The sequence below is a fragment of the Cryobacterium sp. Y82 genome, from assembly GCF_002929495.1.
GTDB classification, from domain to species: domain Bacteria; phylum Actinomycetota; class Actinomycetes; order Actinomycetales; family Microbacteriaceae; genus Cryobacterium; species Cryobacterium serini.
Map to the genome: position 1 here is coordinate 76,361 of NZ_PJJJ01000030.1, position 22,891 is coordinate 99,251.

Genomic DNA, 22,891 nt, shown 5'->3' on the forward strand with positions numbered 1-22,891 from the left:
CCGTTTCGAAAGCGTGGCACCCAAATCGGGTGTCACGCTTTTTGGCGTTTGCGATAGGTTGATGCGCCGTCACCCAAAAGGGGAGATTAGGGGCACAATTGGTACCAATCCGAAGTTGATGGAGCTCCGAATTTATAGCAAGCACGGGTTAGCCGTGAAACAAACAGGAGGCACCTGAAATGCGCACATCACCTAATCGTCTGATCGCAACCGTCTTCGGCGCGGTCTACGTTCTCGTTGGATTGCTGGGCTTCGCCGTCACCGGCAGCGTCGGATTCATCGCCACACAGGGCGAATTGCTTCTCGGAATCTTCGAGGTCAATCCGTTGCACAACATTGCGCACCTTCTGATCGGCGCCGCCCTGCTCATCGCTGGACTCTCCAACGTCTCGGCCGCCAAGGCAACCAACAGCACCGTCGGCGCCGTATATTTGCTCCTGGGCATCGTTGGATTCTTCATCGCGAGCACCTCGCTGAACATTCTGGCGCTCAACACCGCTGACCACTTCCTGCACCTCGGCAGCGCGATCGTGCTCCTCGGGGTTGGCCTCACCGCCGACAAGACGGTTCGTAACCACGCCACGGTGTAACGACCGGCCCTCAGCACCACTCCATCCCTTCGCAGCAGAAGATTCACCAAGGAGCATCATGTCCCCGGTCATTCGCATCTGGATGGGCTTCGCCGCTCTCGGCGCCGCTCTGATCCACCTGGCCGTGGGCGTAACCGCCCCGTTTCCACTGTCGGTTCTTCTGGTCGGGTTCGGCGTCGCCGAACTCGGCTGGGGAATCGCCACCCTTGCCATGGGCCGCATAACTGTTCCCCGCATCATCGTGGGAGCAGCCCTCATCCCGGTTTTCATCTGGGCAGTAACCGCCGCCCTCGGAAGTGGTCTCGGCGTCACGAGCGCCCAAACCGGGCTACCGCTGTACCCGATGGCCGTAGCGTCCCTGTTCAACATATTTCTCGCCGCGACCGTGGCCATCGCACTACGGCACGCATCAAAGACAGTCCCACCACCCGTCGGAACCGCCACTCACGGCGCTGCCACGCCCAGCGGGTGGCGTTTTCTCACTGGTCTCATCGTGGGAGGCTTCCTGCTCTCGGCGCTCACCACCCCGGCCCTCGCTGCCACCGAAGTCGGCTCCCACGCCGTACCCCACGGGTCGCACGGAGTGACCGAGGGTGTTACGCCGGAATCGGGCGGCCACGGGTCGCACTGACGCCTTACGCAGAGCGTGAAACAGGCCCCGCTGGCACCGATGACAGGCGGGTGGCCCGTTTCAGGGCTGGCTCTGCTCCGGCCCTGCAGCATTGAGGCCCGACGCATCCAAGCCCGCTAGGTCAGCCACCGGCGGCACAACCTCGATGTTCATAAACCGCTTGACGTTTTCATCAACGATGATATCGCTCGGTCTCAGTGGACGGGTGAGGTACAGCCCGTCCAGACTGGTCAGCCGGCTCAGCGCCACGTAGGTCTGGCCGGGGCTGAACACCCGCGCACCGAGATCGACAATGGCCCGCGCGTAAGTGGCACCCTGCGATTTGTGAATGGTGACGGCCCAGGCCAACCGCAGCGGAAACTGAGTGAATTCCGCCACGACATCCCGACTCAGTTTCTTGGTCGCGGCGTTGTAGGTGTACTTGTACTTTTCCCACACGGTCGGCTCGACCTCGTGCACGTCGCCGTCGATGTCCACGAACACGGTCGAGGTGACCTTGGTCACCGTTCCGATGCTGCCGTTCACCCAGCGCGGGCCACCGTCCAGCGGCGAGTCATTGCGCAGGAACATCACCTGCGCGCCCACCTTGAGTTCGAGCACCTCGTCGGCCGGAAACTGCTTGCCGCCGAAATCCCCGGTGATGTCTGCTTTCGCGGTGAGCGACTTACCTGACAGCTTTTTTAAGGCGGATGCGTTGATGCGGTTCACAGCGTCATTGCGGGTCGCGAGGGTGATCACACCCTCGCTCGGCGGCGTTCGCGCCCCCGCGCCGTTGAGGGCTCCGCCGATCTCAGGAGTGACCTGTCCGTGGCGAACGGCATTGAGCATGAGCTTAAAATCGTTGTCACGCTGCCGGTGTATTTCGGTGAGCTCGAAGATGCGCAGCTCTGCATCACGCCACACCTTGGCGTCGAAGAACCACATCGACCGGTAGTGGTCGGCGAAATAAGCGCGCTCGTCCGGGCCGCCCGGTACAGGGGCCAGCTGGTACGGGTCGCCGAACAGCACGATCTGCACTCCGCCGAATACCTCAAACGGGCGTTGCCTGGCCTGGCGCAGGCTGCGGTCGATCGCGTCCATGAGGTCGGCATTGACCATCGAGACCTCGTCAATGACGAGGGTGTCGATGGTGTTGAGAAGCTTGCGTACCTGGTCGTTCTGGTCAATCGGGCTGTCGGCAATCACACCGATCGGCAGGCGAAAGAGCGAGTGAATGGTTTGGCCGCCAACGTTCAATGCGGCGACACCGGTGGGCGCGGCGATCACGATCTGCTTGCTTGTATTCCACGACAGGTGGTTCAGCAGGGTGGACTTACCGGTTCCGGCCCGTCCGGTGACGAACACGTTCTGCTTGGTGCCTTCGATCGCCGCGAAGACCAGCGCCTGTTCACGACTGAGCGGAATCTCGGACACGGCACACTTTCTCTGACAGTCAAGCGCTGCACGGGTAATCGGCACAGGCAATATTCCACTGTAGCCTCCAGCAGCGCGCACGGGCACGAGCCGGGGCTTGGCCGCACGGCCAAGCGACCTGCCCATACAATATTGAAGTGACCATTCCGGCCGAACAGCATCGGGCGAGCGGGCGCCGCGGCAGTTTGCTCCGGGCCGTTCTCGCCATTGTGGTGGTCGCCGGGCTGCTCGCGGTCGGCCTCGCGGGTACCATCAGTGCCCTCAATCGCACGGTCTACAGCGCCGGCGGCTTTGTCGAACAATACCTTGACGCTTTGGTCCGCGGCGACACGCTCGGCGCCCTCGCGTTCGACGGCGTGATGCCCAGCAAAATTGACCTGGCCGACTGGGGGCTCACCGACGAGGTCGCGAAAGGTCTGCCGCAGACGCTGCTGCGGGCATCTGTTCTGAGCGGTCTCGACAATATCGAACTCGCGAGCGCAACTGCTACGCCTGCCACCGACGACGGAACCGTCCAGACCGTGGTGTTCGATTTCGATCTGAACGGCACCGCGTCGAGCATGGCGTTCGCTGTGGAGCGGGCGGGCTCGTTCGCTGGCGTTTTTAACGCCTGGACGTTCAGCACCAGCCCCCTTGCCGTGCTGCAGGTCTCGGTGCTGCACGAACGATCGTTCACGGTCAACGGCCTCACCCTGGACACGCGAGCCCACAGTGCAGCGGATGCCCCCGCCACGTTCTCCACGTCCGCCGCGTATCTCGCGTTCGCCCCGAACCGCTACACGTTCGAACACGAGTCGGCCATGCTCACCGCTCAAAAGAACACCGTGCGGGTGACGGAAGGCGGTCCCACCGCAGTGGAGGTCAACGCCCTACCGAACGAAGCCATGGTGAGCCAGGTACAGTCCGAGCTGAATAAGTTCCTCGACCAGTGCGCCACGCAGACGGTGCTGCAACCGACCAGCTGCCCGTGGGGCATCCAGATCGACGACCGCATCGAGAGCACTCCGGCCTGGTCGATCACCGCGTACCCCACTGTCGCCCTCACCGCCGGCGAGCTGTCGTTTGAAATGGCCGCTACCCCCGGGCAGGCGCATATCGTGGTGAAGGTGCAGTCACTGTTTGACGGCGACATCGGCACCCGCGACGAAGACGTACCGTTCACGATGGGGCTCAGCGCGGTCGTGCAGCCGAGCGGTGCCCTCGCCATCCAACTGCACTAGGCACGGCTAGCTGGAGTTCCGGGCGTCGCGCTCGGCGATGCGGGTCAGATTCGCGTTGTACTCGATGAGTTCGGCGTCCTCGGTGCGGTCCGCCGTGCGATCCAGCCGTTTCGTGACTTTGGTGTCGTCACGGCTCCACATAATCGCGACGACGACGGCCAGCACGAAGGTCGGCAGCTCGCCGATTCCCCAGGCGACACCGCCACCCATCTGCTGGTCAGCGATTGGTGACACTCCCCAAGTCCGGCCCATCGCTCCGTACCAGTCGGCCAGAAGCAGCCCAGTTCCGCTCATCAGGGCGAGGCCGAAAAACGCGTGGAAGGCCATCGTAACCAGCAGCAACAGCAGTCGGAATGCGTACGGCAGGCGGTACGGCACCGGGTCGATGCCGATCAGGGACTGCACGAACAGGTAGCCGGTAATGAGAAAGTGCACGATCATCCACAGGTGGCCGATGTGGTCGGTGGTGGCCCAGCTGAAGATGGAGGTGTAGTAGAACACCCACAGTGAGACACCGAACAGCACGGCCGCGACAATCGGGTTGGCGACGATGCTGGCAAAGCGCGAATGCACCGCGGTGAGGATCCACTCGCGCGCGCCCCGACTGCCGTCCTTCCGCTTGGCGATCGCTCGCGCGGCGAGGGTTACCGGGGCGCCAGGCACGAGCATCAAGGGTACGAGCATGGTCAGCACCATATGCACGAGCATGTGGGTGGAGAACAGGTACTTCTCGTACACATTCACTCCACCGTTGGTGATGTAGAACAGGGTGAGCATGCCCAGAACCCAGAGCACGCTGCGGTAGATCGGCCAGGTGTCGCCGCGACGGTGCAACCGCCAGACGCCGGCGAGATAGAAGAAGATGCCGAAGGCACAGAACAGAATCCAGGCCAGGTCGAAGCTCCACTCGGTGAAATAGCGCGAGAAGGTGAGTTCGGGCGGCAAAAGTTCACCGGTCAGAATCTGCGCCGGCGTTGACTGGGGGATCTCGGTTGTTACCACCTGCGCGACGGGCGTCGCCGTGCGGGCGAGCGCAGCGGCCACACCGGACGCGAGGCCCATGAAACCGAGCTCAGTCACGACGAGCCACCAGAACCAACGTCCGGTCGCTGGCCCGGTCCGCTGCATCCGCTTGATGAAAAACCGGCGTTGCAGAATGCCGAACCCGCCGAGTGCGACGAGGGCGGCGACCTTCACGAGCACGAGCAGGCCGTAGGGGCTGAGAAGGTTGTCCCAGCTGCCGATGCGCAGTTCAGCGCTGACATAGCCGGACGCGGCAACCACGATGAATGAGACCAGCGCGAGCGAGGAATACCGCCCGATCACCTGGCGGATGCGTTCGCCGTTCAACTGGGTACGCAGCACGATGATGGTGAGCAGGCCACCCAGCCAGATTGCCGCGAAGACGAGGTGCAGCCCGAGCGCCGTGATTGCGGCGTTGTGTCCCGCCGCGCCCGCCGCGTGCCCCTGCTGCGCCATGGGCAGCAGAGAGGTCAGCGCCAGCACGGTCACAAAGATCAGCGCGGTGTGATTGCGCACGGCGAAGCATAAGACGGTGACGCCGGCGGCGATCAAGGTCGTCGCGAGCCAGGCCTGCCCCAGTTCGATCTGGCTGAAGAATTGGCCGACCGTGGCGCTGAACTGATCGCTGATGCCGAGTGGCACATTGGTGACCTGCAGAAAGGTCAAAAAGCCCGTGAGAGCGGATGCGACGGCGAACAGCGCCGCGCACGCTGCGGCGAAGTCCAGGGCGGTGCCGAACTCGCGTTCCTTGGGGCTGAGCGCGAACAGGGTGAGCACGAGGGCACCGATCGTGCCGGCTGCCGCGAGGTTGACCACGAGCTTGGCGATGGGGAGTCCCCATCGCACCACCGGTCCCGGGTCGGCGAGGAGCTGGGCAGAAGCGCCACCGCCGAAGGCCAGGGCGACAAGGGTGGACAACACAGCGACCAGCAGCAGGGCTGCCGGTCCGAGAACGCGGACTATACGGGGCACCCACCCAGCTTATTCGCCCGGTCCTGAGCATCCGTCTTGCCTCCTCGCGCACGCGCAGCGGCGGCGGGCACGAGGTCGTGTATTTCGACACGTTAGAAGACACCAAAAGGGGCGTCGACCACGGTCGGCGCCCCTTTTTTGAGCAAAAGCTACTTGGCGGCAGCCTTGAGCTTGCTTCCGGCGGTCAGCTTGACGCGGTGGCCGGCAGCAATGGCGATTTCTTCGCCGGTCTGCGGGTTGCGGCCGGTGCGAGCAGCGGTTGCCGTGCGCTCGACGCCCAGCCATCCCGGGATGGTGACCTTGCCATCGGCGGCAACGGTCTCAGCCAGGGTTGCAAAGAATGCGTTCAGAACGCCGTCAACGGCGGCCTGGCTCTGTCCGGAGTCAGCGGCAACCTTGGCAACGAGCTCGGTCTTGTTCAGCGACTTGTCAGCCATTGAGTGTCCTCCTCGGACCTTCGTCTGTAAAAACAGCGATATTCGTAATACGGATGCTCCTCGAAGAGAAGCCCCGCTGGTCGGTTCGACCGAGTTGAAATCTAGCATTGATCCGCCAAAATCCCCGGATTTACGGCGTTTTTTGGCCATTTCGGGGTGGTTTTCCCCTCTGGGCACCCGATTTTCGCTCTCCGCGAAACCGCCGGGGACGGAACGGGCCACAGAGCAGGTTACACAAAACGGGATGTCGACCGAAGTCGACATCCCGTTTGGATGATTCAGAAGCCGCTGAAGACAAGCTTCAGCGGTTGCCAGAAGGAGTTACCAGCTGGACTTGGTGATGCCGGGCAGCTCGCCGCGGTGCGCCATGTCGCGAAAACGAACCCGCGAGATGCCGAACTTGGAGAGGTGGCCACGGGGACGACCGTCAACGGCGTCACGGTTGCGCAGGCGCACCGGGCTCGCGTTGCGCGGCAGCTTCTGCAGGCCCTTGCGAGCGGCTTCACGCGACTCGTCGGTGCCAGCAGGGTCAACCAGGGCCTTCTTGAGCTCAAGGCGCTTGACGGCGTACCGCTCGACGATGACCTTGCGCTGGTTGTTCTTGGCAATCATGCTCTTCTTCGCCATGTTTAGCGCTCCTCACGGAAATCAACGTGCTTGCGGATAACCGGGTCGTACTTCTTGAGCACGAGACGGTCGGGGTCGTTACGGCGGTTCTTTTTGGTCACATAGGTGTAACCGGTTCCAGCCGTGGAACGAAGTTTGATGATCGGACGTACGTCATGAGCCTTAGCCATTAGATCTTCACCCCACGAGCGAGAACGTCCTTGACGACGCTCTCGATGCCACGAGCATCAATAACCTTGATGCCTTTTGCGGACAGGGTCAGTGTGACCTTGCGACGAAGCGACGGCACGTAGTACGTCTTCTTCTGAACGTTCGGGTCAAAACGACGCTTGGTGCGTCGGTGCGAGTGCGAAATGTTGTGTCCGAAGCCGGGAACAGCTCCGGTCACCTGGCATACAGATGCCATGGTTTCCTCCATTACCGAAGGGCGAATGCCCTTCCCAAGATCCCTTGTCGGCGAGCTGCTCATAAATGACCAGCTCGCAATGCGCGCGCAGAGGCGCAGCAAGTCTCCACGATACGGGCTCCCGGGACGCAGTGCAAATTCGTCCGCGAATCTCCGTCGAAAGTGCGCGAACACGTGCTTTTACCGGCCAGCCCTCCGGCGGGCCGTCGAGATGTTTCGCGTTACCGAGCGGATGCTGCGGCTTGGGCAGTGCAGGCGGCGCACAGCCCGAACACGTCAACGACGTGGGCGGCCTGGGTGAACCCGTTCTGGGCGGCGACGTCCTTGGCCCAGGTCTCGACGGCATCCGCTTCGATTTCGACCGTGAGACCACAATTGCGGCAGATCAGGTGGTGGTGATGGTCGTTGGTGCTGCACGCCCGATACAGGCTTTCACCTTCTGGTGACTGAAGCGAGTCGGCATCACCCGTGACGGCCAGGTCGGCCAGGGCGCGGTAGACCGTCGCCAGTCCGATCGGGGATCCGGTCGAGTGCAAGGCGGAATGCAGCGCCTGTGCGCTGACGAAGCCGTCGTTAGCGTCGAGGGCACCCCGAACGGCCTCGCGCTGCCAGGTGTTTCGCTTCATGACATCAACCGTAGCGATGTTCGCTGTGGCTGGCGCGCATCTGCTTCGCGGGGTCGTCGTGCACGTGTCAGCCGCCGCAGCAGCAGAGCGAGCAGGAACAGCGCGACCGCAGTGAGGGCAATCGCCGGGCCTGCCGCAAGGTCGAGTGAACGCGAAAGCAGCACGCCGACCAGCCCGGCCAGGGCTCCGAGCAGGGGGGCGATGATGAACATTTGCGTGGTCGTGCGCGAGACGAGCCGGGCGGCTGCGGCGGGGGCAGCGATCAGGGCGATGGCGAGGATGGCCCCCACTGCGGGCATCGCGGTGACGACGGTGGCCGTTATGAGTCCCAGAGTCAGCAGTTCGATCGGCCATTCTCGATAGCCAGCCGCGCGAAATCCGTTCACGTCAAAGGTCGAGAATATGATCTGCTTGCCCAGAAAGACAATGGCCAGTACGGCAAACGCCAGCACTATGGCCACGAGCGCCACATCATTGCTGCTCACCGTGAGAATCGACCCCACCAGGTAGGAGTCGACCTTGACCGGCAATGACGGATTGAGCCCCTGCAGCAGAACGCCGAGCGCAAATCCGGCGGTGAGCAGAATGCCGGATGCCACCTGGTTTCCCTGGCGTTTGACCCGCCCGATCAACGTCATGACGCCGACGATGACTACGCTCGCCACGGCGGCGCCGACTGGAATGCTCACACCGAGAATTGCCGCGCCGACCGCTCCCGGAAAGGTGGCGTGGGTGAGTGCCTGGGCGAAGAAGGTGCGCTGGCGCAGCACCACCAGGGTGCCGACAAGGCCACTGAGCGCCCCGATCAGCAGTGCGGCCAGGAGGGCCTGCTCGAAGTAGCCCATCAGTGTGCCACCGGTACGGCACTGCGCTGTCGACGCGGGCCGCCGATTCGCTCCAGTGCGAGCCGCGCGACCAGGGCTAACACGTAGCCCGCGACGAGCACGAGCACGACAGTAGCTCCGCTTGGCAGGTCGACGCCGCCGTTGACGGATGCTTCGTAGCCGAGCGTCAGCCCCACCCAGGCGGCCAGTATCGCGAAGCCGGCGGCGACCGGAAAAAGCAGCCACAACCGATTGGTCACCAGGCGGGCGACTGCGCCCGGCACGATCAGCACGGCCAGGACGAGCAGGTTGCCCACAGCGCTGCTTGCCGCCACGACGACGAGGGCAATGGCGACGTTCAGCAGAATGTCGAGCGGGAGCGGCCGGTAGCCGGCCGCAGCCGCGCCTTCACGGTCGAAAGCCCGAAAGACCTGCTCCTTCAACGTGAACCCCACGATGATCAGGGCGATCAGGCAGACCACAACGGTTTGGTTGACCTCGGCCGGGCTGACGGTCAGCAGGCGCCCGAACAGCAGGGCGTCCAACTGACCGACATAATTTGTTTCCCGTGAAACTACGATTATCCCCACGCTGAACATGGCCGTGAAGACGATGGCGATCGCGGCGTCTGACGTGACCGCACGCTTGACGATGATAGTGAGCACGACGGCGGCGATGAGCGCCGCCACCATGGCTCCTACAAACAGCCCGTCGCGGCCACCCCAGACAAATCCGATGGCCACACCGGGAAAGACTGCGTGGGTGAGTCCGTCGCTGATGAACTCCAGCCCGCGCAGGTTGACGAGTACACCGACGAGTCCGGCGACCAAGCTGAGAACGACGAGCACGAGCAACGCCCTGGCCATGAACGGCAGGTCGAAGGCGGTGATCAGCGGAGTGAAGACATCCACTCAGTGACCTCCGTGACCGGGAACCACGATGGTGTGCTCGTCCATTTCCACGCCAACGGAGCCGAACGCCTGCTGTACGTTGGCGAGTGTCAACACCGCATCGCGCGGTCCGAATGCCACCTGAGCGCCGTTGAGCAGCAGCACACACTCACAGACGGCGCGCGCGAGGTCAAGGTCGTGGGTGGAAACCAGCACGGCAACGCCCTGCGCCTTGAGGCGTTTCACGGTTTCGATGAGGGCATCCCGGTTGACCTGATCGAGACCGTTGAAGGGCTCATCGAGCAGGAGCAAGCGCGGGGCGGATGCGACAGCGCGCGCGAGCAGACCGCGTTGCTGCTGCCCGCCCGAGAGCTCACCGAAGCGTGCCTTGGCACGATCGCCTAGGCTAACGGTCTCCAGCGCCTCGGCCACGGCTCGGCGATCGGCCTTGGTTGGCATGCGCCACCAGCCGAGAGAGCGGTAACGGCCCATCATGACGACCTGCTCGAGTGAGACCGGAAAGTGGGGGTCGAGTTGGTCGGTCTGGGGCACGTAGCCGATGTAGCCGGCCGGCGCCGGCCACTGTCCAAGCACCTCGACGGTACCGGACGTGCGCGTGATGAGCCCGAGGACACCTTTGAGCAGGGTGGACTTGCCCGACCCGTTCGGGCCGATCAGGGCAACAGCCTGGCCGGGCAATACCGTGAAGTCGATGCCGGTCAGCGCAGGGTCTGCGCCGTACGCAAAGGACGCCGTTACCACGCGGAGAGCGGCGGCAGCGTTCACCGTGGGTGTTACTTGAGAAGTGTTCTCGATCACGTGTTAACTATTGCAGGTCGGCGGGCAGTGGAGAGGGCGTGACGCCCCATGAGTCGAGCATGAGCGTGGCATTGTGCAACTGCGCCTTGATATAGGTGTCGCCGGCACTGCCCTCGGGGCCCAGCGAGTCAACGTACAGGGCGTCCTCGCCGGAGTAGACGGTCACACCGGCTTCGGTCGCAATCGTCTCGGCGGTTTTGGGGCTGAGCGAGGCCTCGGAGAAGACGGACGTGACGCCGGTTGCCGTGATGGCCGCGACGAGGGAGTCGATCTCGGCGGCGCTCGGCTCGGCGTTGTCGTCGAAGCTTGGAATCACCGAACCGACGTAATCGATGTGGTACGCAGCGGTGAAGTAGCCGAGGGAGTCGTGGTTGCTCACTAGTAGTCGCTCGCTCTCCGGCACCGTGTCGACGTTGGTGTGGATCCATTCGTCGAGGTCGTTGAGTTGCGCCGTGTACGCCGTCGCATTGGTCTTGAAGGTCGCGGCATTGGCACTGTCGGCGGCGGTGAGGCCGCCGGCGATCGTGGCGACGATGGTCTCCGCGTTCTGCACGTTCGTCCAAATGTGCGGATCGCCGCCCTCGTGGGCATGCTCATCCTCGGCCACGTCAGCGTGCGCATCCGCTTCTTCGTCGGCGTGTTCGTCGGCCGCCTGACCCTCGCCCGCCCCGACCTCGGAGATCGTGATGCCCTCATCGGCATCGATCGTGACGCCGTCAAAGCCGGATGCGGCTATGGCGTCATCGAGCCACTCTTCGAGTCCGACGCCGTTGATCACGAGCACGTCGGCGGCGCCGAGCGCGGTCAGGTCGGCCGCGGACGGGTCATAGCTGTGGGCGCTCTGGTTTGGCTGGATGAGTTGGGTCAGGTCGACACCTCTGGCATCGCCGACCACGTTGCGGGTGAAATCGGCGACCTGGGTGGTCGTGGCGACGATCTTGAGGTCCGCGGCCGCGCCGTCAGCGCGCACGGTCGCTCCGGCCGAACATCCCGAGAGGGCGAGGGCGGCAGATGCGAGGAGTGCGGGAAGGACGAAGTATCTCTTGGGCATTCCCTGAGAATAGCCTTGCTGATAATGATTGTCAAAACCATTAGCGGAGAGGCTCTCTATTCGAGCAGCAGCGCGGGTTCCTCGATGATGCTCGCAACGTCGGCGAGAAAACGACTCGCGACATCGCCATCAACGACGCGGTGGTCAAAGCTCGCACCGATGGTGGTCACGTACCGCACCCGCACCTCACCGTCCACGACCCACGGCTTCTGCTTGATCGTGCCGAGGGCCACAATTCCAGCCTCCGGCGAGTTGAGAATGGGAGTGCCGGTGTCCATGCCGAACACGCCGATATTGGTGATCGTGATCGTGCCATGGCTCATTTCGGCCGGGCTGGTCTTACCGTCGCGCGCGGTCAGGGTGAGTTTCTCGAGGGCCGCAGCAAGCTCGAGCAGGCTCATATCCTGCGCTTCCTTGATGTTGGGCACGATCAGCCCGCGCGGGGTCGCTGCTGCAATGCCGAGGTTCACGTAGTGCCGCACGATGATTTCCTCATCGGTGAAGGTCGAGTTAACCGTGGGGTTGCGCCGCACGGCCCAGATCATGGCCTTGGCCATGATCAACAGGGGCGACACGCGAATGCCGGCAAAGTCCGTGGACACCTTGAGCCTCTTGACGAATTCCATCGTGCGGGTGGCATCGACGTCAACGAACAGGCTCACGTGCGGGGCCGTGAACGCACTCTTCACCATCGCCTGCGCGATGGCCTTGCGCACGCCCTTCACCGGAATGTGCTCGTCGCGATCGACCGGCCATTCCGGCGTCTGGATGTTGCGGAACACGCTGGCCTGGGTCGCGCCGCGCAGCACGTCTTCGCGAGTCACGTCGCCGACCGGCCCGGTCGCCTCGACGAGGGAGAGGTCGACGCCGAGGTCTTTGGCGAGCTTCCGAATGGGCGGCTTAGCCATTACCGGTCCAACGGATGCCGCGCGCCGGGTCGGTTCCAGCGGCTGCGCGGGCGCGCGCGCCGGGGCTTTTGGCGCGAGCGTCTCGTGGGCGACGCTCGTGGCGGTGTGCCGACGCCGACGGGTCGGCATAGTAGCGGCGGCACCGCGGCCGACGAGCACCGGTTCCGGCGCCTCATCGCTGATCGTGCTGCTCGTATCTGTGGCCAAAGAGTCAACGGCGGATGCGACGACATCCGCTGTCGGAGCTGCCGCTGGCTGGTCTCCACTCGCGTTGGCATCGGGATTGATCGTGATGATGAGGGTACCCACGTCGACGGTAGTGCCGGCCGCGACCAGAATCTCCGCGACCACGCCAACGAACGGCGACGGCAGCTCGACCAGGGACTTGGCTGTTTCAATCTCAACGAGAACCTGGTTGATCGTCACAGTGTCGCCGGGCGCGACCTTCCACTCGACGATTTCAGCCTCGGTCAGGCCTTCGCCGACATCGGGGAGGGTGAATTTCGACACGCTCATAAGGTGCCTTTCTTGAAGTGTATTAGTAGGCGAGAGCGCGGTCCACGGCTTCGAGCACCCGATCGGGGCTGGGCAGAAAATGCGTCTCGACGGCGGCCGGCGGAAACGGTGTGTCAAAGCCAGAGACCCGCAACACGGGGGCTTCGAGCGTGTAGAACGATCGCTCGGCGACCGTGGCGGCGATCTCACTGCCGACGCTCACGAAACCGGGAGCTTCCTGGGTGACCACGAGGTGGCCAGTTTTCTGCACCGAACCCAGAATCGGTCGATAGTCGATCGGGGAGATCGAGCGCAGGTCGATGACCTCAAGGCTGATGCCCTCCGCGGTGGCGAGTTCAGCCGCCTGGAGCAGCACGCTGACCATAGCGCCGTGACCGACTACGGTGACGTCGGTGCCGGCCCGCACCACACGGCTGGCGTGCAGGGGAGTTCCGCTTTCGTCAAAGCGCACCTCACCCTTGGGCCAGTAGCGACTCTTGGGCTCGAAGAAGATCACCGGGTCATCACTGGCGATAGCCTCCTGCATCATCCAGTAGGCATCGTGCGGATTAGAGGGGCTAACCACACGCAAACCGGGAGTGTGCGCGAAGTAGGCTTCCGGGCTCTCCTGATGGTGCTCGATCGAACCAATGTGTCCGCCGTAGGGGATACGAATGACCACCGGCATGATGAGCCCGCCCTCGTGGCGGTTGCGCATGCGAGCGAGCTGACTGGTGATCTGGTCGAAGCCGGGAAAAACGAATCCGTCGAACTGAATCTCGCAGACCGGTCGAAACCCGCGCATAGCCAGGCCAATTGCCGTGCCGATGATGCCGGATTCGGCGAGCGGCGTATCGAGCACCCTCTTGTCCCCGAATTCGGCAATGAGGCCCTCGGTGACCCGGAATACTCCACCGAGGGGGCCGATGTCCTCACCCATCAGTAGAACTCTGGGGTCGTCGAGCATTGCGCGACGCAGCCCGGCGTTCAAAGCCTTGGTCATCGGTAGCGAAGCGGATGCCACGCTGGTGTCTAGTGCAGCGGTCATCAGTTCTTGCCTTCGTCAAAGGATGCTTCGTAGCGTTCCAGCCAGGCTTTTTGCTCAGCCACGAGCGGATGCGGTTCGGCGTAGACGTTGTCGAAGATCACCGATTGCTCCGGACCGGTGATCTCGAGAGCACGACGACGGGAGTCGGCGGCGAAATCGGCCGCTTCATCGTCGACGTCGTCGAGGAAGTGCTGCTCGACGCCCAAGCCCTTCAGATAGCTACGAAAGCGCACGATCGGGTCGCGGGCCACCCAGTAGGCGAGTTCCTCTGGGTCGCGGTATTTGGTCGGATCATCGGCGGTGGTGTGGGCGCCGACCCGATAGGTCAGTGCCTCGATCAGCGACGGTCCGTGACCGGCGCGAGCGTCATCCATCGACTTTGCCGTGACGGCGAAGCTCGCGAGCACATCATTGCCGTCGATCTGGGTGCCGGGCATTCCAAAACCGCCGGCACGCAGGTACAGCGGCGTGCGAGACTGACGGGCGACGGGCACCGAGATGGCCCAGTGGTTGTTCTGCAGGAAGAACACTTGCGGCGTCTGGTAGCTCGCCGCGAAAACGAGCGCCTCGTTGGCATCGCCCTGCGATGATGCTCCGTCGCCGTAGTAAACAATGACGGCCTGGTCGGTCTCTGGGTTGCCAGTCGCGGTCGAGCCGTCCAGTTGCATGCCCATGGCGTAACCGGTTGAGTGCAGGGTCTGTGAGGCGAGCACGAGGGTATAGAGGTGAAAGTTTCCGTGCTCTTCGGGTACCCAGCCGCCGAGGGTCACCCCGCGCAACATTCGCAGAATGTCCACAACATCAAGGCCGCGGATCATTCCAACGACGTGCTCCCGGTACGACGGGAACACATGGTCCTGCGGCCGGGTGGCGTAGGCGGATCCCACTTGTGCGGCCTCCTGGCCGTGGCTCGGAACCCAGAGCGCCAGCTGGCCCTGCCGCTGCAGGTTGGCCGCCTCGGTGTCAAACTTACGCACCACGACCATATCGCGATAAAAACGTCGGTGGTCGGCCTCGGTGATCCGGTCGAGGTAGGGCAGAAACTCTTCGGCGGCGGCGTTCGGCTCGAATACTCCGGTCGGGGAAATCATGCGCACGCAGGTGTCGGCCCCATCGAGACCAAAAGGTGTGGACGCTGCAGCAGTGCGTGATGCTGTCGCGTCGTTTCGAGTGGCTGACATCGTACTAACCTATCTTTCGAGCCGGGTGGTCGGCGGGAAGCGCGTCGACAAGATCCGCGCTTATTAATAGGAGTGTCGCCACAGCCTGCTCCTCACCGATCGAGATCCGAATACCTTCGTGCGCGAAGGGACGCACAACCAGGCCGGCCGCGCTGAGTGCCTCAGCGACACTGGTCGTTTCATCGCCCGTGGGCAGCCAGAGAAAATTGCCCTGGGGTGCAGGGATGTTCCAGCCCTGGTCGATCAGCGCCCGCCAGGTCGTATCGCGACGCGCGGCGATGACTCGAACCCGATCTAGCAGCTCTTTCTCCGCGTTGAGGGAGGCGATCGCGGCGGCTGCCCCCTGCGCGGTCACCGAGAGAGGGATCGCCGTCGATCGGGCGGCGTTGAGTATGTTTACCGGGCCGAGCGCATAACCAACCCGCAGCCCGGCGAGGCCGTACGCCTTGGAGAACGTGCGAAGGACAACCAGGTTGGGGTAGCGGGCGAGCAGCAATGGCCCGCTGACAGCATCCGCCTGGGTAACGAACTCGATATATGCCTCATCGAGAATGACCAGCAGGTCGGTCGGGACGACGGCCATGAAAGCCTCGAATTCGTCCTTGGTCACGACCGTGCCGGTGGGATTGTTTGGCGAGCACACGATGACGACCCGGGTGTTCTCGCTGATCGCGGCGGCCATTTCGGGCAAGTCATGGGCGTGATCGGTGCGGTTGGGTACGCGCACACTGCGCGCACCCGCAACGGTTACGAGTGAGGGATAGGCCTCAAACGACCGCCACGAGTAGAGCACTTCATCGCCCGGACCTGCAGCAGCGAGAATGAGCTGGGCCAGCAGGGCCACCGACCCGGAACCGATGTGCACCTGATCGACGCCGATGCTGTACTTGGCGGCCAGGTGCTCGCGCAGAACCAGCGCCGAGGCGTCCGGGTACCGGTTGTAGGCCGTTTCGGCCGTGACCGCCGCGATGACGCCGGGCAGCGGATCGAACGGGTTTTCGTTGCTGGAGAGCTTGTAGGCGCTGGCATCGGCCGGTTTGCCCTGCTTGTAGGCCGGAAGGGCGATAATCTCCGGGCGCAGGCGGACGGAGGGTCGGTCTGAGAGGCTCACTCGGCGAGTCTACGCCCGCATATATTCGCAATGACGAATGAACGTTCGTTGGACTTTCGCCCGCTGCAAGCCGGTGAGATAGTGGAGGCATGGCCAGATTTCTGATCCAACTGATCGTCACTGCGGTAGCCCTGTGGTTCACGGCCCTATTTGTGACCGGCGTGCACGTCACGCCCTACGCGCCGGACCCGGGTGCCAGCGTGCTCACGTATCTGCTCCTTGCGCTGATCTTCGGTTTCGTCAATACGGTGGTCGGCGGTGTGCTGCGCGTCGTGGCTTTTCCTCTTTATATTTTGACATTGGGCCTGTTCTCACTCATCGTCAACGGACTGCTCCTGCTGCTGGTGGCGTGGCTCTCCGGGTTTCTGGGCTTCGGCCTCGTCGTCGACGGCTTTTGGTGGGGCGTGCTCGGCGCACTCGTACTCGGCGTTATCTCCTGGCTGCTCGGCCTCATTCTGCGCCCGGTCACCGCGCGCGACTGATCGGGCCGCACCCACGCGCGCCCTACCCGTGCGCAGGTCCTCCCGGCAAGCGGATGCCGCGCCACAGCATGGCCTCGCCCGGTTCGTTCCCGATAATTTCGGTCACAGTGGATCGAAAGCCGCTGAGGTTATCTTCCGGCGAGGCGTCAATCATGCGCGCCGTCTCCCGGTAGGTATCGAGATCGTGAGCAGGCAGCACGGTCCCGGTTGGCGGCTCCTGCCCAGCGAACGCTTCGCGCCGAACGAGAAGTCGATCGTCGGAATCGATCATGCTGGCGCCGCCCATGGCGGTCACGACGTCATCGGTGTGCTCTATCGTCATCGTGGCCACGCCGGGTGGCACCGGAACTCGCGATTCGGGTGCCCCAAAGGTTGCGACCGCCTCCACATTGAACCAGGTGTACGCCGCAACCTGGGTTGCGACCAGCCCGCCCTGAGAATGGCCGGCAAGGACAACCGGATCGGACGGTGCAATGCCAGCCGCTTTCATAGCGTCGATGACAGCCGAGAAGGATCCCGCATTCTGGCGGGCAACCGCAGCAATGTTGGCCGTGAGGTCCCAGGGTTCAGTCGTCGCGACAGGGTTCCAATCGACCGTTCCGCCGATGTAGACCGCCCAGGAAGGGTTTTCGAGCGTGCCGTATCTCTCGATGCGCACCTGCGACTTGCCCGGGACGGCTTTCGGTATGCGAGCCGCCAGGTCACCGACCCCTGCTGGTGGAGTCGCTCGCGTTCCTGCTCCCACCGCCGTCGCCGTCACCGGACCTTCCTGAAGCAGACCAAGGCCGCGCGCCGCAGCCACAACCCCGAGGGCGGTCTGGGAAACACCGACCAGTCCCAATCCCTCGTCGCCGAATGTACGACCAACAATTCGCGGCGTCCCTTGAAGACCAGCGGCGGCGTCGTCGATTGATGAGGCCGCTAACCGAACGAGCAGCACCACAGCCGGGTTGGTGAGCAAGCGAGGGCTGATCTGCACTCCGCCGGCTGCGCCGTTCTGCACCGCAGACAAAGATTGCGTGGTTCCGTAACGGCGCATCAGTTCGAGGGTGAGAATCCCGGTCAGGGTGACACCGAGCGGCGTGCTGTACAGAGCCAAAAAATAAGCACGAACAAGACGGCCAAGGTCGTGAGCCACCTCTGCGGCACTAAGCAGCGCGAGTTCTTGCGCCAGCCGCTCCACATAGCCATAATTTCGGGCTGCTGCCCGGAGATAACTCGCGACTTCCGAACACAGCGTCGCGAGTCCATGGAGTCTGCCGGCCGCCTGCAGAAGATCCGGCCAGGAATCCTGTCCAAGCCAGTTCGCCGGCCGCATCGGATCCAAATTTCGAATGCGATAGGCGCGACCAGCCCAGTCGGCGGCATCGTCCCGGAGTGCATCCACAAACTGGGACTGAGCCAGAATGGCATCCGTTGCCACGATCGCGGTGCCACCCACCGAGACAACCAGGTCGCCGTCTTCAAAGCCATTACTCACGCTAGACACATGCGCTCCTCTTCGTGAATGTGCCTGCGAACACTGGCGAGCGCGTCATCGAGATGATGCAAAACCACATCGAGGTCTGCAAGCATTTCGGCCACTCGGAACGAATATTCGCGCTGCGCGCGCGAACTCCAGGCCTCACTGGGGTCAAGCATGCCCAGGTGTCGGCGGCCCGCTGTGATCTCTGCGTGCAGCGTGAAGAGAAGATTGCGTTGAGTGCGCAACATGGCCAGACGTTCATCGCGATCCTGACCGTACAGCAGAACCTCCACACGGTCCATGACACCTGCTCGTCAGGGACGATCGTCGCAGGATCAGCGACCCGTCCCGTGGCCTGTCGCGCAAACTGTGCACAGACGCTAAAAACTGGGCGTGTGGAGAAGACAAAACTGCTCCACAATGGGAGGCATGCCCTTTGCGTCTCTCACCCCGGATGAGTCGACGCCGTTTCGAATCATTTTCGTCTGCACGGGTAACATTTGCCGATCGCCCATGGCCGAGGTCGTGCTTCGCGACCTCGTCACGAGGCTTGGTCTTGGTCGTCTCATCGCAAGCAGTTCAGCCGGCACCGGAGACTGGCACGTGGGTGAGCAAGCCGACGGTCGCACGATCACAGCCCTGGCCAAGCGCGGCTACGACGGTAGTCACCATCGGGCCCGTCAATTTGACCCGCTGTGGTTCGCCGAGCACGACCTTGTCGTTGTCCTCGACCGCAGCCAGGAGCGCATCCTGCGGAATTGGACATTGGAGGATCGCGATCGCGCCAAGGTGCGCCTCCTGCTGAGCTTTGACGTCGAGCAGGCCCCCCTGCTCGACGTGCCAGACCCCTACTATTCCGACGATGCGTTGTTTGACGCCGTATTGGGCATGATTGAGAGGGCAAGTCACGCACTTGTGAAACAACTTGCACCCGCAATTCGACAGGGAGTCCGATGAGTCACCTACCCGTACAGGTTCTAAGCCCGCTAGATGGCCGCTACCGAGCCGCCGTTTCCGATCTGGGCGAGTTCCTGTCCGAGGCCGGCCTTAACCGCGCCCGGGTGCGAGTGGAGGTGGAGTGGCTGATCACCCTCACCGACCGCAGCCTGTTTGGTTCCGCCCCCCTGACCGCCGAGCAGAAGCTCGCGCTGCGCGGGCTCGTAACCAACTTCGGTCAGGCCGAGATTAACGAACTGGCCGAGCTCGAGGCCACCACCCGTCACGATGTCAAGGCCATCGAATACCTCGTCCGTCGACGCCTGGGAACACTGGGCCTCGATCACATCAGCGAACTCACCCATTTTGCCGCCACCAGCGAGGACATCAACAATCTCTCCTATGCCCTGACCGTTCGTGACGCCGTCCAGACTGTCTGGCTACCCAAACTGAGTTTGGTCATTGATGCGCTGCGCAGCCGCGCGCTGGAATTTCGAGCGGATGCAATGCTGGCGCGTACCCACGGGCAGCCCGCGACGCCGACGACAATGGGGAAAGAACTCGCTGTATTCGTTTACCGGCTCGAGCGCATTGTTCGTCAGATCAATGCCGGTGAATACCTGGGCAAGTTCAGCGGTGCTACCGGAACCTTTGCCGCTCATGTAGCTGCGGAGCCTTCCGTCAACTGGCCCGCGCTTTCGCGCGATTTCGTCGAGGGTCTTGGCCTCGGGTGGAACCCGCTTACTACCCAGATCGAATCGCACGACTGGCAGGCTGAGCTGTATGCCCGCACTTCCCACGCGAATCGCATCCTGCACAACCTGGCCACCGATATCTGGACCTACATTTCCATTGGCTACTTTCGCCAGATCCCCCAGGTTGGTGCCACCGGTTCTTCCACCATGCCTCACAAAATCAATCCGATTCGGTTCGAGAACGCGGAGGCCAACCTCGAACTGTCCTCTGCCATCCTGGACTCGCTCGCGTCGACCCTCGTGACCAGCCGTCTGCAGCGCGACCTCACCGACTCGACGACCCAGCGCAACATCGGTGTCGGTTTTGGACATTCGCTTCTCGCGCTCGACAATATTCTGCGGGGCCTCGGCGAGATCGATATCGACCGTGGGCTTCTCACAAGCGACCTCGACTCCAACTGGGAAATCCTGGGCGAAGCAATTCAGACCGTGATTCGTGCCGAGGTCTCGGCGGGGCGCTCATCGATTGAAGACCCCTACGCGTTGCTCAAGGAGCTAACGCGCGGCAAGCGCATCTCGAGCGCCGACCTGGCCGAGTTTGTGTCGGCCCTCGACATTGGTGCCGCGGCCAAGTCCCGGCTCCTGGCCCTGACCCCGGCCAGCTACGTCGGTCTCGCCGATTCTTTGATCGACTATCTGCCGTAGCTGGAGCGGCCACGCCTGAGCGGCGTCCGCCCGGATTGGGCCGGAACATCGAGGTCGACGGCGCCGCTCTCAACGAGTTTTATACCGAGCGGCCAGGTGTTGGTGTATTGGAAGACGCCGCTCAACCAGATCTCCCGGTTCTGAATCCAGGAGACGGGCAATTCGACCGTGTCGTTGCCCGACGAGAATGGCGCGGCCACCCGGCCGCACCGCCAGGATTCCGGCCTGCACCGCCGCCGCCACCCCGGAGGCATCGATGAACGCATTCACCTCCAGACCCTCGATCAAGTCGACCCGCGGGTCGAGGGCCACGGTCGCCCCGTGCTCCAGGGCCAACGCGCGCCGGTCATCCTCGATATCACTGATGTACACCGTGGTGGCGCCGAAAGCCCGCGCGGTCTGCGCCATGATCACGCCGATCGGGCCGGCCCCTGCGATGAGTACGCTACTTCCCGGACGAATGTCGGCGCGCTTGCACGCCCAGATGCCGACCGAGAGGGGTTCAATGAGCGCCGCGGCCTCGTCGGAGATGCTGTCGGGAATCGCGTGGGCGAAGTCCGCTTGAATCGCCACGTACTCGCAGAATGCCCCGTCGATCGGCGGCGTCGCAAAGAACTCAATGTCGGGACAGAGGTTGTAGCGACCGGCCTTGCACTGCTCGCAGACGCGACACGGTCGCTGCGGCTCGACAGCAACGCGCTTCCCGACGCGAGCCGGGTCGACGTTCGAGCCGACCGCAGTGATGCGCCCGGACAACTCGTGACCGAGAATGAGCGGATGCTCGACCACGTACCGTCCGATGCGGCCGTGCTGGTAGTAGTGCACATCGCTCCCGCAGACGCCGACGGCGGCAACCCGCACCAGAACTTGGTCGTGCTCAAGGAGTCGACGACAGTGATCGACTCACCCTGCTCGTCGGCGCCCTCGGCATACCGTGCCCAGCTGGCGACGATAGCGGCCGAGCACTCGACCTCTCCACCGCTGGCGAGCTGGTCACGAATGACCGGCACAAGCCATTTTGGGATTCGGTCGGATGATTCGGCGCACAGCCGGGCGAGGGTGTCTCGCACCTCGGGGTTCGAGAACCGCGCGATCAGCGTGGCCTTGTACTCATCGAGGTCAATTCCGGACACCGGTTTGAGCGTGGGCGTCGCCTCCCGATCCATGTAGCGTTCAACGAAACTTCGCAGCGCCACATCCGTCATGGCCTCGTGGGCATACCGGTGGCCGCTCAGATAGCCGAAGTAGCACAGGGCCTGGTGGCTGGCGTTGAGCAGCCGCAGCTTCATGTACTCGTATGGCGTGACGTCCTCGACCAGCTGCACATTGGCCTGCTCAAACGGTGGGCGGCCGAGATCGAAGTCGTCCTCGACGACCCACTGAAAAATCGGTTTGCAGACAACGGGCCAGCCGTCGTGCAGCCCGGTGAGGGCGACCACTCCCGGGTGGGTTTGGTCAAACGTGCCGGTGACTTGGTCGAAGTTGTAGCCGCCCTCCGTGATCGTGAGCGACACAATGCTAATAGCGGGGATCGCCAGTTTCTCGAGTACGGCCTCCGGATCGTCGGGCGCGAACAGGTACTCGACGATGCTGCCGATGATCGACGGCTCGCGGTGTCCGTCCGGGTATTTGAGCGTGACGGTATAGAGGCAATCCTGCTCGTCGAGCACGGCCTTCATTTTGCGGTCACCATCGAGGAGGCCGACGCCGCAGTGCACGATTCCCGCCGTTATTTTCGAGCGCTTGTAGTTAGGCCGGGCAACCCCGGACGTCAGGTTACTGAGTGTCGCATTGGACAGTGTGGGCTGAGTCATTTACTTCACCGCTCCCGTGGCCAGTCCGCGCACGAGCTGCTTTTGAGCAACCCACCCGGCGATGATGACCGGCAGCACGGCGATCGTTGACGCGGCGGAGAGCACCGCGAGGAACTGACCACGATCGTCGACGAAGCTCGCCAGGAACGGCGGCGTGGTGCGAGCGATCGAGGTCGTGAGAAGCGTCGCAAGGAAGTACTCGTTCCAGGCGAAGATGAAACAGATCAGGGCGACGGCCGCGATGCCGGGCAACAGAATCGGCAACACCACCCGGATCAGTTCGGTTCGCGGGTTCGCCCTGTCAATCTGGGCAGCCGCGACAATTTCGCGCGGTACCTCATTGCAGAACGACCGCATCATCCACACGGCGATCGGCAGGTTCATGGCCGCGTAGAGCAGTCCGATCGCGGTGATGTTGTCAAGAGCGCCGAGGGCCTTGAGGATGAAGAACACCGGCAGGATCGACGCCGCGGCCGGCAGGAAGCGCGTGGAGATGAAGAAGAACAACACGTCCTGAACGCG

At 63.2% G+C, this 22,891-nt stretch carries 24 protein-coding genes and 2 pseudogenes; 6 read left to right on the plus strand and 20 right to left on the minus strand.

The features are described 5' to 3' along the window. Positions 1 to 179 precede the first annotated feature (179 nt). Entirely contained in the window at positions 180 to 590 is a 411-nt protein-coding gene (locus tag CXY70_RS07405) for a DUF4383 domain-containing protein (protein WP_104191749.1), read from the plus strand. 58 nt (positions 591 to 648) lie between these two features. Continuing rightward, positions 649 to 1,221, plus strand: a complete 573-nt coding sequence (locus tag CXY70_RS07410; RefSeq protein ID WP_104191750.1) for a hypothetical protein — start codon at positions 649 to 651, stop codon at positions 1,219 to 1,221. Between the two features lie 60 nt (positions 1,222 to 1,281). Here the strand turns inward: CXY70_RS07410 and CXY70_RS07415 are convergent, their stop codons facing one another. Next, complete coding sequence (locus CXY70_RS07415; RefSeq protein WP_199183396.1) at positions 1,282 to 2,634, minus strand: ATP-dependent RecD-like DNA helicase; 1,353 nt, start codon at positions 2,632 to 2,634, stop codon at positions 1,282 to 1,284. A gap of 137 nt (positions 2,635 to 2,771) precedes the next feature. On the opposite strand from CXY70_RS07415, the gene CXY70_RS07420 reads away from it, so the two are divergent. Continuing rightward, positions 2,772 to 3,854 (plus strand): hypothetical protein, encoded by a 1,083-nt coding sequence (locus tag CXY70_RS07420; protein WP_104191752.1) that lies wholly within the window; start codon positions 2,772 to 2,774, stop codon positions 3,852 to 3,854. 6 nt (positions 3,855 to 3,860) lie between these two features. Here the strand turns inward: CXY70_RS07420 and CXY70_RS07425 are convergent, their stop codons facing one another. From CXY70_RS07425 to CXY70_RS07490, 14 genes are all read right to left on the minus strand, one after another. Continuing rightward, a complete protein-coding gene (locus CXY70_RS07425; RefSeq protein WP_104191753.1) occupies positions 3,861 to 5,849 on the minus strand; it encodes a cytochrome c oxidase assembly protein in 1,989 nt (662 codons plus the stop codon). Between the two features lie 149 nt (positions 5,850 to 5,998). Then, positions 5,999 to 6,286, minus strand: a complete 288-nt coding sequence (locus tag CXY70_RS07430) for an HU family DNA-binding protein (RefSeq protein WP_035835256.1) — start codon at positions 6,284 to 6,286, stop codon at positions 5,999 to 6,001. 321 nt (positions 6,287 to 6,607) lie between these two features. Further along, on the minus strand, positions 6,608 to 6,913 hold the full coding sequence (gene rpsN / locus CXY70_RS07435) for a 30S ribosomal protein S14 (RefSeq protein WP_092110538.1): 306 nt from the start codon (positions 6,911 to 6,913) through the stop codon (positions 6,608 to 6,610). 2 nt (positions 6,914 to 6,915) lie between these two features. Then, the gene (gene rpmG / locus CXY70_RS07440) at positions 6,916 to 7,083 is read right to left on the minus strand and encodes a 50S ribosomal protein L33 (protein WP_035880539.1); all 168 of its coding nucleotides are present in this window, start codon (positions 7,081 to 7,083) and stop codon (positions 6,916 to 6,918) included. Next, positions 7,083 to 7,319, minus strand: a complete 237-nt coding sequence (rpmB, locus tag CXY70_RS07445; protein ID WP_035835252.1) for a 50S ribosomal protein L28 — start codon at positions 7,317 to 7,319, stop codon at positions 7,083 to 7,085. The genes rpmG and rpmB overlap by 1 nt, the downstream gene beginning before the upstream one ends. A gap of 221 nt (positions 7,320 to 7,540) precedes the next feature. After that, a complete protein-coding gene (locus CXY70_RS07450) occupies positions 7,541 to 7,945 on the minus strand; it encodes a Fur family transcriptional regulator (RefSeq protein ID WP_104191754.1) in 405 nt (134 codons plus the stop codon). After that, positions 7,942 to 8,790, minus strand: coding sequence for a metal ABC transporter permease (locus tag CXY70_RS07455; RefSeq protein WP_104191755.1), 849 nt, complete (start codon positions 8,788 to 8,790; stop codon positions 7,942 to 7,944). Before CXY70_RS07455 ends, CXY70_RS07450 begins: the two co-directional genes overlap by 4 nt. After that, positions 8,790 to 9,680, minus strand: coding sequence for a metal ABC transporter permease (locus CXY70_RS07460; protein ID WP_233205811.1), 891 nt, complete (start codon positions 9,678 to 9,680; stop codon positions 8,790 to 8,792). Before CXY70_RS07460 ends, CXY70_RS07455 begins: the two co-directional genes overlap by 1 nt. Continuing rightward, positions 9,681 to 10,478 (minus strand): metal ABC transporter ATP-binding protein, encoded by a 798-nt coding sequence (locus CXY70_RS07465; RefSeq protein ID WP_233205812.1) that lies wholly within the window; start codon positions 10,476 to 10,478, stop codon positions 9,681 to 9,683. Positions 10,479 to 10,485: 7 nt separating this feature from the next. Then, positions 10,486 to 11,529 (minus strand): metal ABC transporter substrate-binding protein, encoded by a 1,044-nt coding sequence (locus CXY70_RS07470; RefSeq protein WP_104191757.1) that lies wholly within the window; start codon positions 11,527 to 11,529, stop codon positions 10,486 to 10,488. A 56-nt stretch (positions 11,530 to 11,585) separates the two neighbouring features. Beyond that, entirely contained in the window at positions 11,586 to 12,953 is a 1,368-nt protein-coding gene (locus tag CXY70_RS07475; RefSeq protein WP_104191758.1) for a dihydrolipoamide acetyltransferase family protein, read from the minus strand. A 22-nt stretch (positions 12,954 to 12,975) separates the two neighbouring features. After that, the gene (locus CXY70_RS07480) at positions 12,976 to 13,980 is read right to left on the minus strand and encodes an alpha-ketoacid dehydrogenase subunit beta (RefSeq protein ID WP_104191759.1); all 1,005 of its coding nucleotides are present in this window, start codon (positions 13,978 to 13,980) and stop codon (positions 12,976 to 12,978) included. After that, positions 13,980 to 15,071 carry a thiamine pyrophosphate-dependent enzyme gene (locus CXY70_RS07485; protein WP_233205819.1) on the minus strand — a complete coding sequence of 364 codons (1,092 nt, stop codon included), beginning with the start codon at positions 15,069 to 15,071 and terminating at the stop codon, positions 13,980 to 13,982. Before CXY70_RS07485 ends, CXY70_RS07480 begins: the two co-directional genes overlap by 1 nt. Before the next feature lie 94 nt (positions 15,072 to 15,165). After that, positions 15,166 to 16,272, minus strand: coding sequence for a histidinol-phosphate transaminase (locus CXY70_RS07490; RefSeq protein ID WP_104191761.1), 1,107 nt, complete (start codon positions 16,270 to 16,272; stop codon positions 15,166 to 15,168). Between the two features lie 89 nt (positions 16,273 to 16,361). Between CXY70_RS07490 and CXY70_RS07495 the strand changes: the two genes are divergently transcribed. Next, complete coding sequence (locus CXY70_RS07495) at positions 16,362 to 16,754, plus strand: phage holin family protein (RefSeq protein WP_104191762.1); 393 nt, start codon at positions 16,362 to 16,364, stop codon at positions 16,752 to 16,754. A 22-nt stretch (positions 16,755 to 16,776) separates the two neighbouring features. Here CXY70_RS07495 and CXY70_RS07500 read toward each other — a convergent pair whose 3' ends face one another. Beyond that, positions 16,777 to 18,243, minus strand: a complete 1,467-nt coding sequence (locus CXY70_RS07500) for a hypothetical protein (RefSeq protein ID WP_146066087.1) — start codon at positions 18,241 to 18,243, stop codon at positions 16,777 to 16,779. After that, entirely contained in the window at positions 18,231 to 18,512 is a 282-nt protein-coding gene (locus CXY70_RS07505; protein ID WP_146066088.1) for a hypothetical protein, read from the minus strand. The genes CXY70_RS07500 and CXY70_RS07505 overlap by 13 nt, the downstream gene beginning before the upstream one ends. A 136-nt stretch (positions 18,513 to 18,648) precedes the next feature. Between CXY70_RS07505 and CXY70_RS07510 the strand changes: the two genes are divergently transcribed. After that, entirely contained in the window at positions 18,649 to 19,176 is a 528-nt protein-coding gene (locus CXY70_RS07510) for a low molecular weight protein-tyrosine-phosphatase (protein ID WP_104191765.1), read from the plus strand. Then, a complete protein-coding gene (purB, locus tag CXY70_RS07515; RefSeq protein WP_104191766.1) occupies positions 19,173 to 20,555 on the plus strand; it encodes an adenylosuccinate lyase in 1,383 nt (460 codons plus the stop codon). The genes CXY70_RS07510 and purB overlap by 4 nt, the downstream gene beginning before the upstream one ends. A gap of 44 nt (positions 20,556 to 20,599) precedes the next feature. Here purB and CXY70_RS07520 read toward each other — a convergent pair. The 3 genes and pseudogenes from CXY70_RS07520 to CXY70_RS07530 all read right to left on the minus strand — a co-directional run. Further along, positions 20,600 to 21,437, minus strand: a pseudogene (locus tag CXY70_RS07520) (NAD(P)-dependent alcohol dehydrogenase); the annotation flags it as partial. Then, a pseudogene (locus CXY70_RS07525) lies at positions 21,434 to 22,369 on the minus strand (mannitol dehydrogenase family protein); the annotation flags it as partial. The pseudogenes CXY70_RS07525 and CXY70_RS07520, both read right to left, overlap by 4 nt. Continuing rightward, complete coding sequence (locus tag CXY70_RS07530; protein WP_233205813.1) at positions 22,370 to 22,879, minus strand: carbohydrate ABC transporter permease; 510 nt, start codon at positions 22,877 to 22,879, stop codon at positions 22,370 to 22,372. Positions 22,880 to 22,891: the final 12 nt, after the last annotated feature.

Bases quoted from the DNA above. Each gene is read 5' to 3' on its own strand.
- CXY70_RS07480 (WP_104191759.1), bottom strand. From the start codon at position 13,980: ATGACCGCTGCACTAGACACCAGCGTGGCATCCGCTTCGCTACCGATG.
- CXY70_RS07510 (WP_104191765.1), top strand. From the start codon at position 18,649: ATGCCCTTTGCGTCTCTCACCCCGGATGAGTCGACGCCGTTTCGAATC.
- CXY70_RS07485 (WP_233205819.1), bottom strand. From the start codon at position 15,071: ATGATTTCCCCGACCGGAGTATTCGAGCCGAACGCCGCCGCCGAAGAG.
- rpsN (WP_092110538.1), bottom strand. From the start codon at position 6,913: ATGGCGAAGAAGAGCATGATTGCCAAGAACAACCAGCGCAAGGTCATC.
- CXY70_RS07430 (WP_035835256.1), bottom strand. From the start codon at position 6,286: ATGGCTGACAAGTCGCTGAACAAGACCGAGCTCGTTGCCAAGGTTGCC.
- purB (WP_104191766.1), top strand. From the start codon at position 19,173: ATGAGTCACCTACCCGTACAGGTTCTAAGCCCGCTAGATGGCCGCTAC.
- CXY70_RS07495 (WP_104191762.1), top strand. From the start codon at position 16,362: ATGGCCAGATTTCTGATCCAACTGATCGTCACTGCGGTAGCCCTGTGG.
- CXY70_RS07405 (WP_104191749.1), top strand. From the start codon at position 180: ATGCGCACATCACCTAATCGTCTGATCGCAACCGTCTTCGGCGCGGTC.
- CXY70_RS07470 (WP_104191757.1), bottom strand. From the start codon at position 11,529: ATGCCCAAGAGATACTTCGTCCTTCCCGCACTCCTCGCATCTGCCGCC.
- CXY70_RS07455 (WP_104191755.1), bottom strand. From the start codon at position 8,790: ATGGGCTACTTCGAGCAGGCCCTCCTGGCCGCACTGCTGATCGGGGCG.
- rpmB (WP_035835252.1), bottom strand. From the start codon at position 7,319: ATGGCATCTGTATGCCAGGTGACCGGAGCTGTTCCCGGCTTCGGACAC.
- CXY70_RS07410 (WP_104191750.1), top strand. From the start codon at position 649: ATGTCCCCGGTCATTCGCATCTGGATGGGCTTCGCCGCTCTCGGCGCC.
- rpmG (WP_035880539.1), bottom strand. From the start codon at position 7,083: ATGGCTAAGGCTCATGACGTACGTCCGATCATCAAACTTCGTTCCACG.
- CXY70_RS07450 (WP_104191754.1), bottom strand. From the start codon at position 7,945: ATGAAGCGAAACACCTGGCAGCGCGAGGCCGTTCGGGGTGCCCTCGAC.
- CXY70_RS07475 (WP_104191758.1), bottom strand. From the start codon at position 12,953: ATGAGCGTGTCGAAATTCACCCTCCCCGATGTCGGCGAAGGCCTGACC.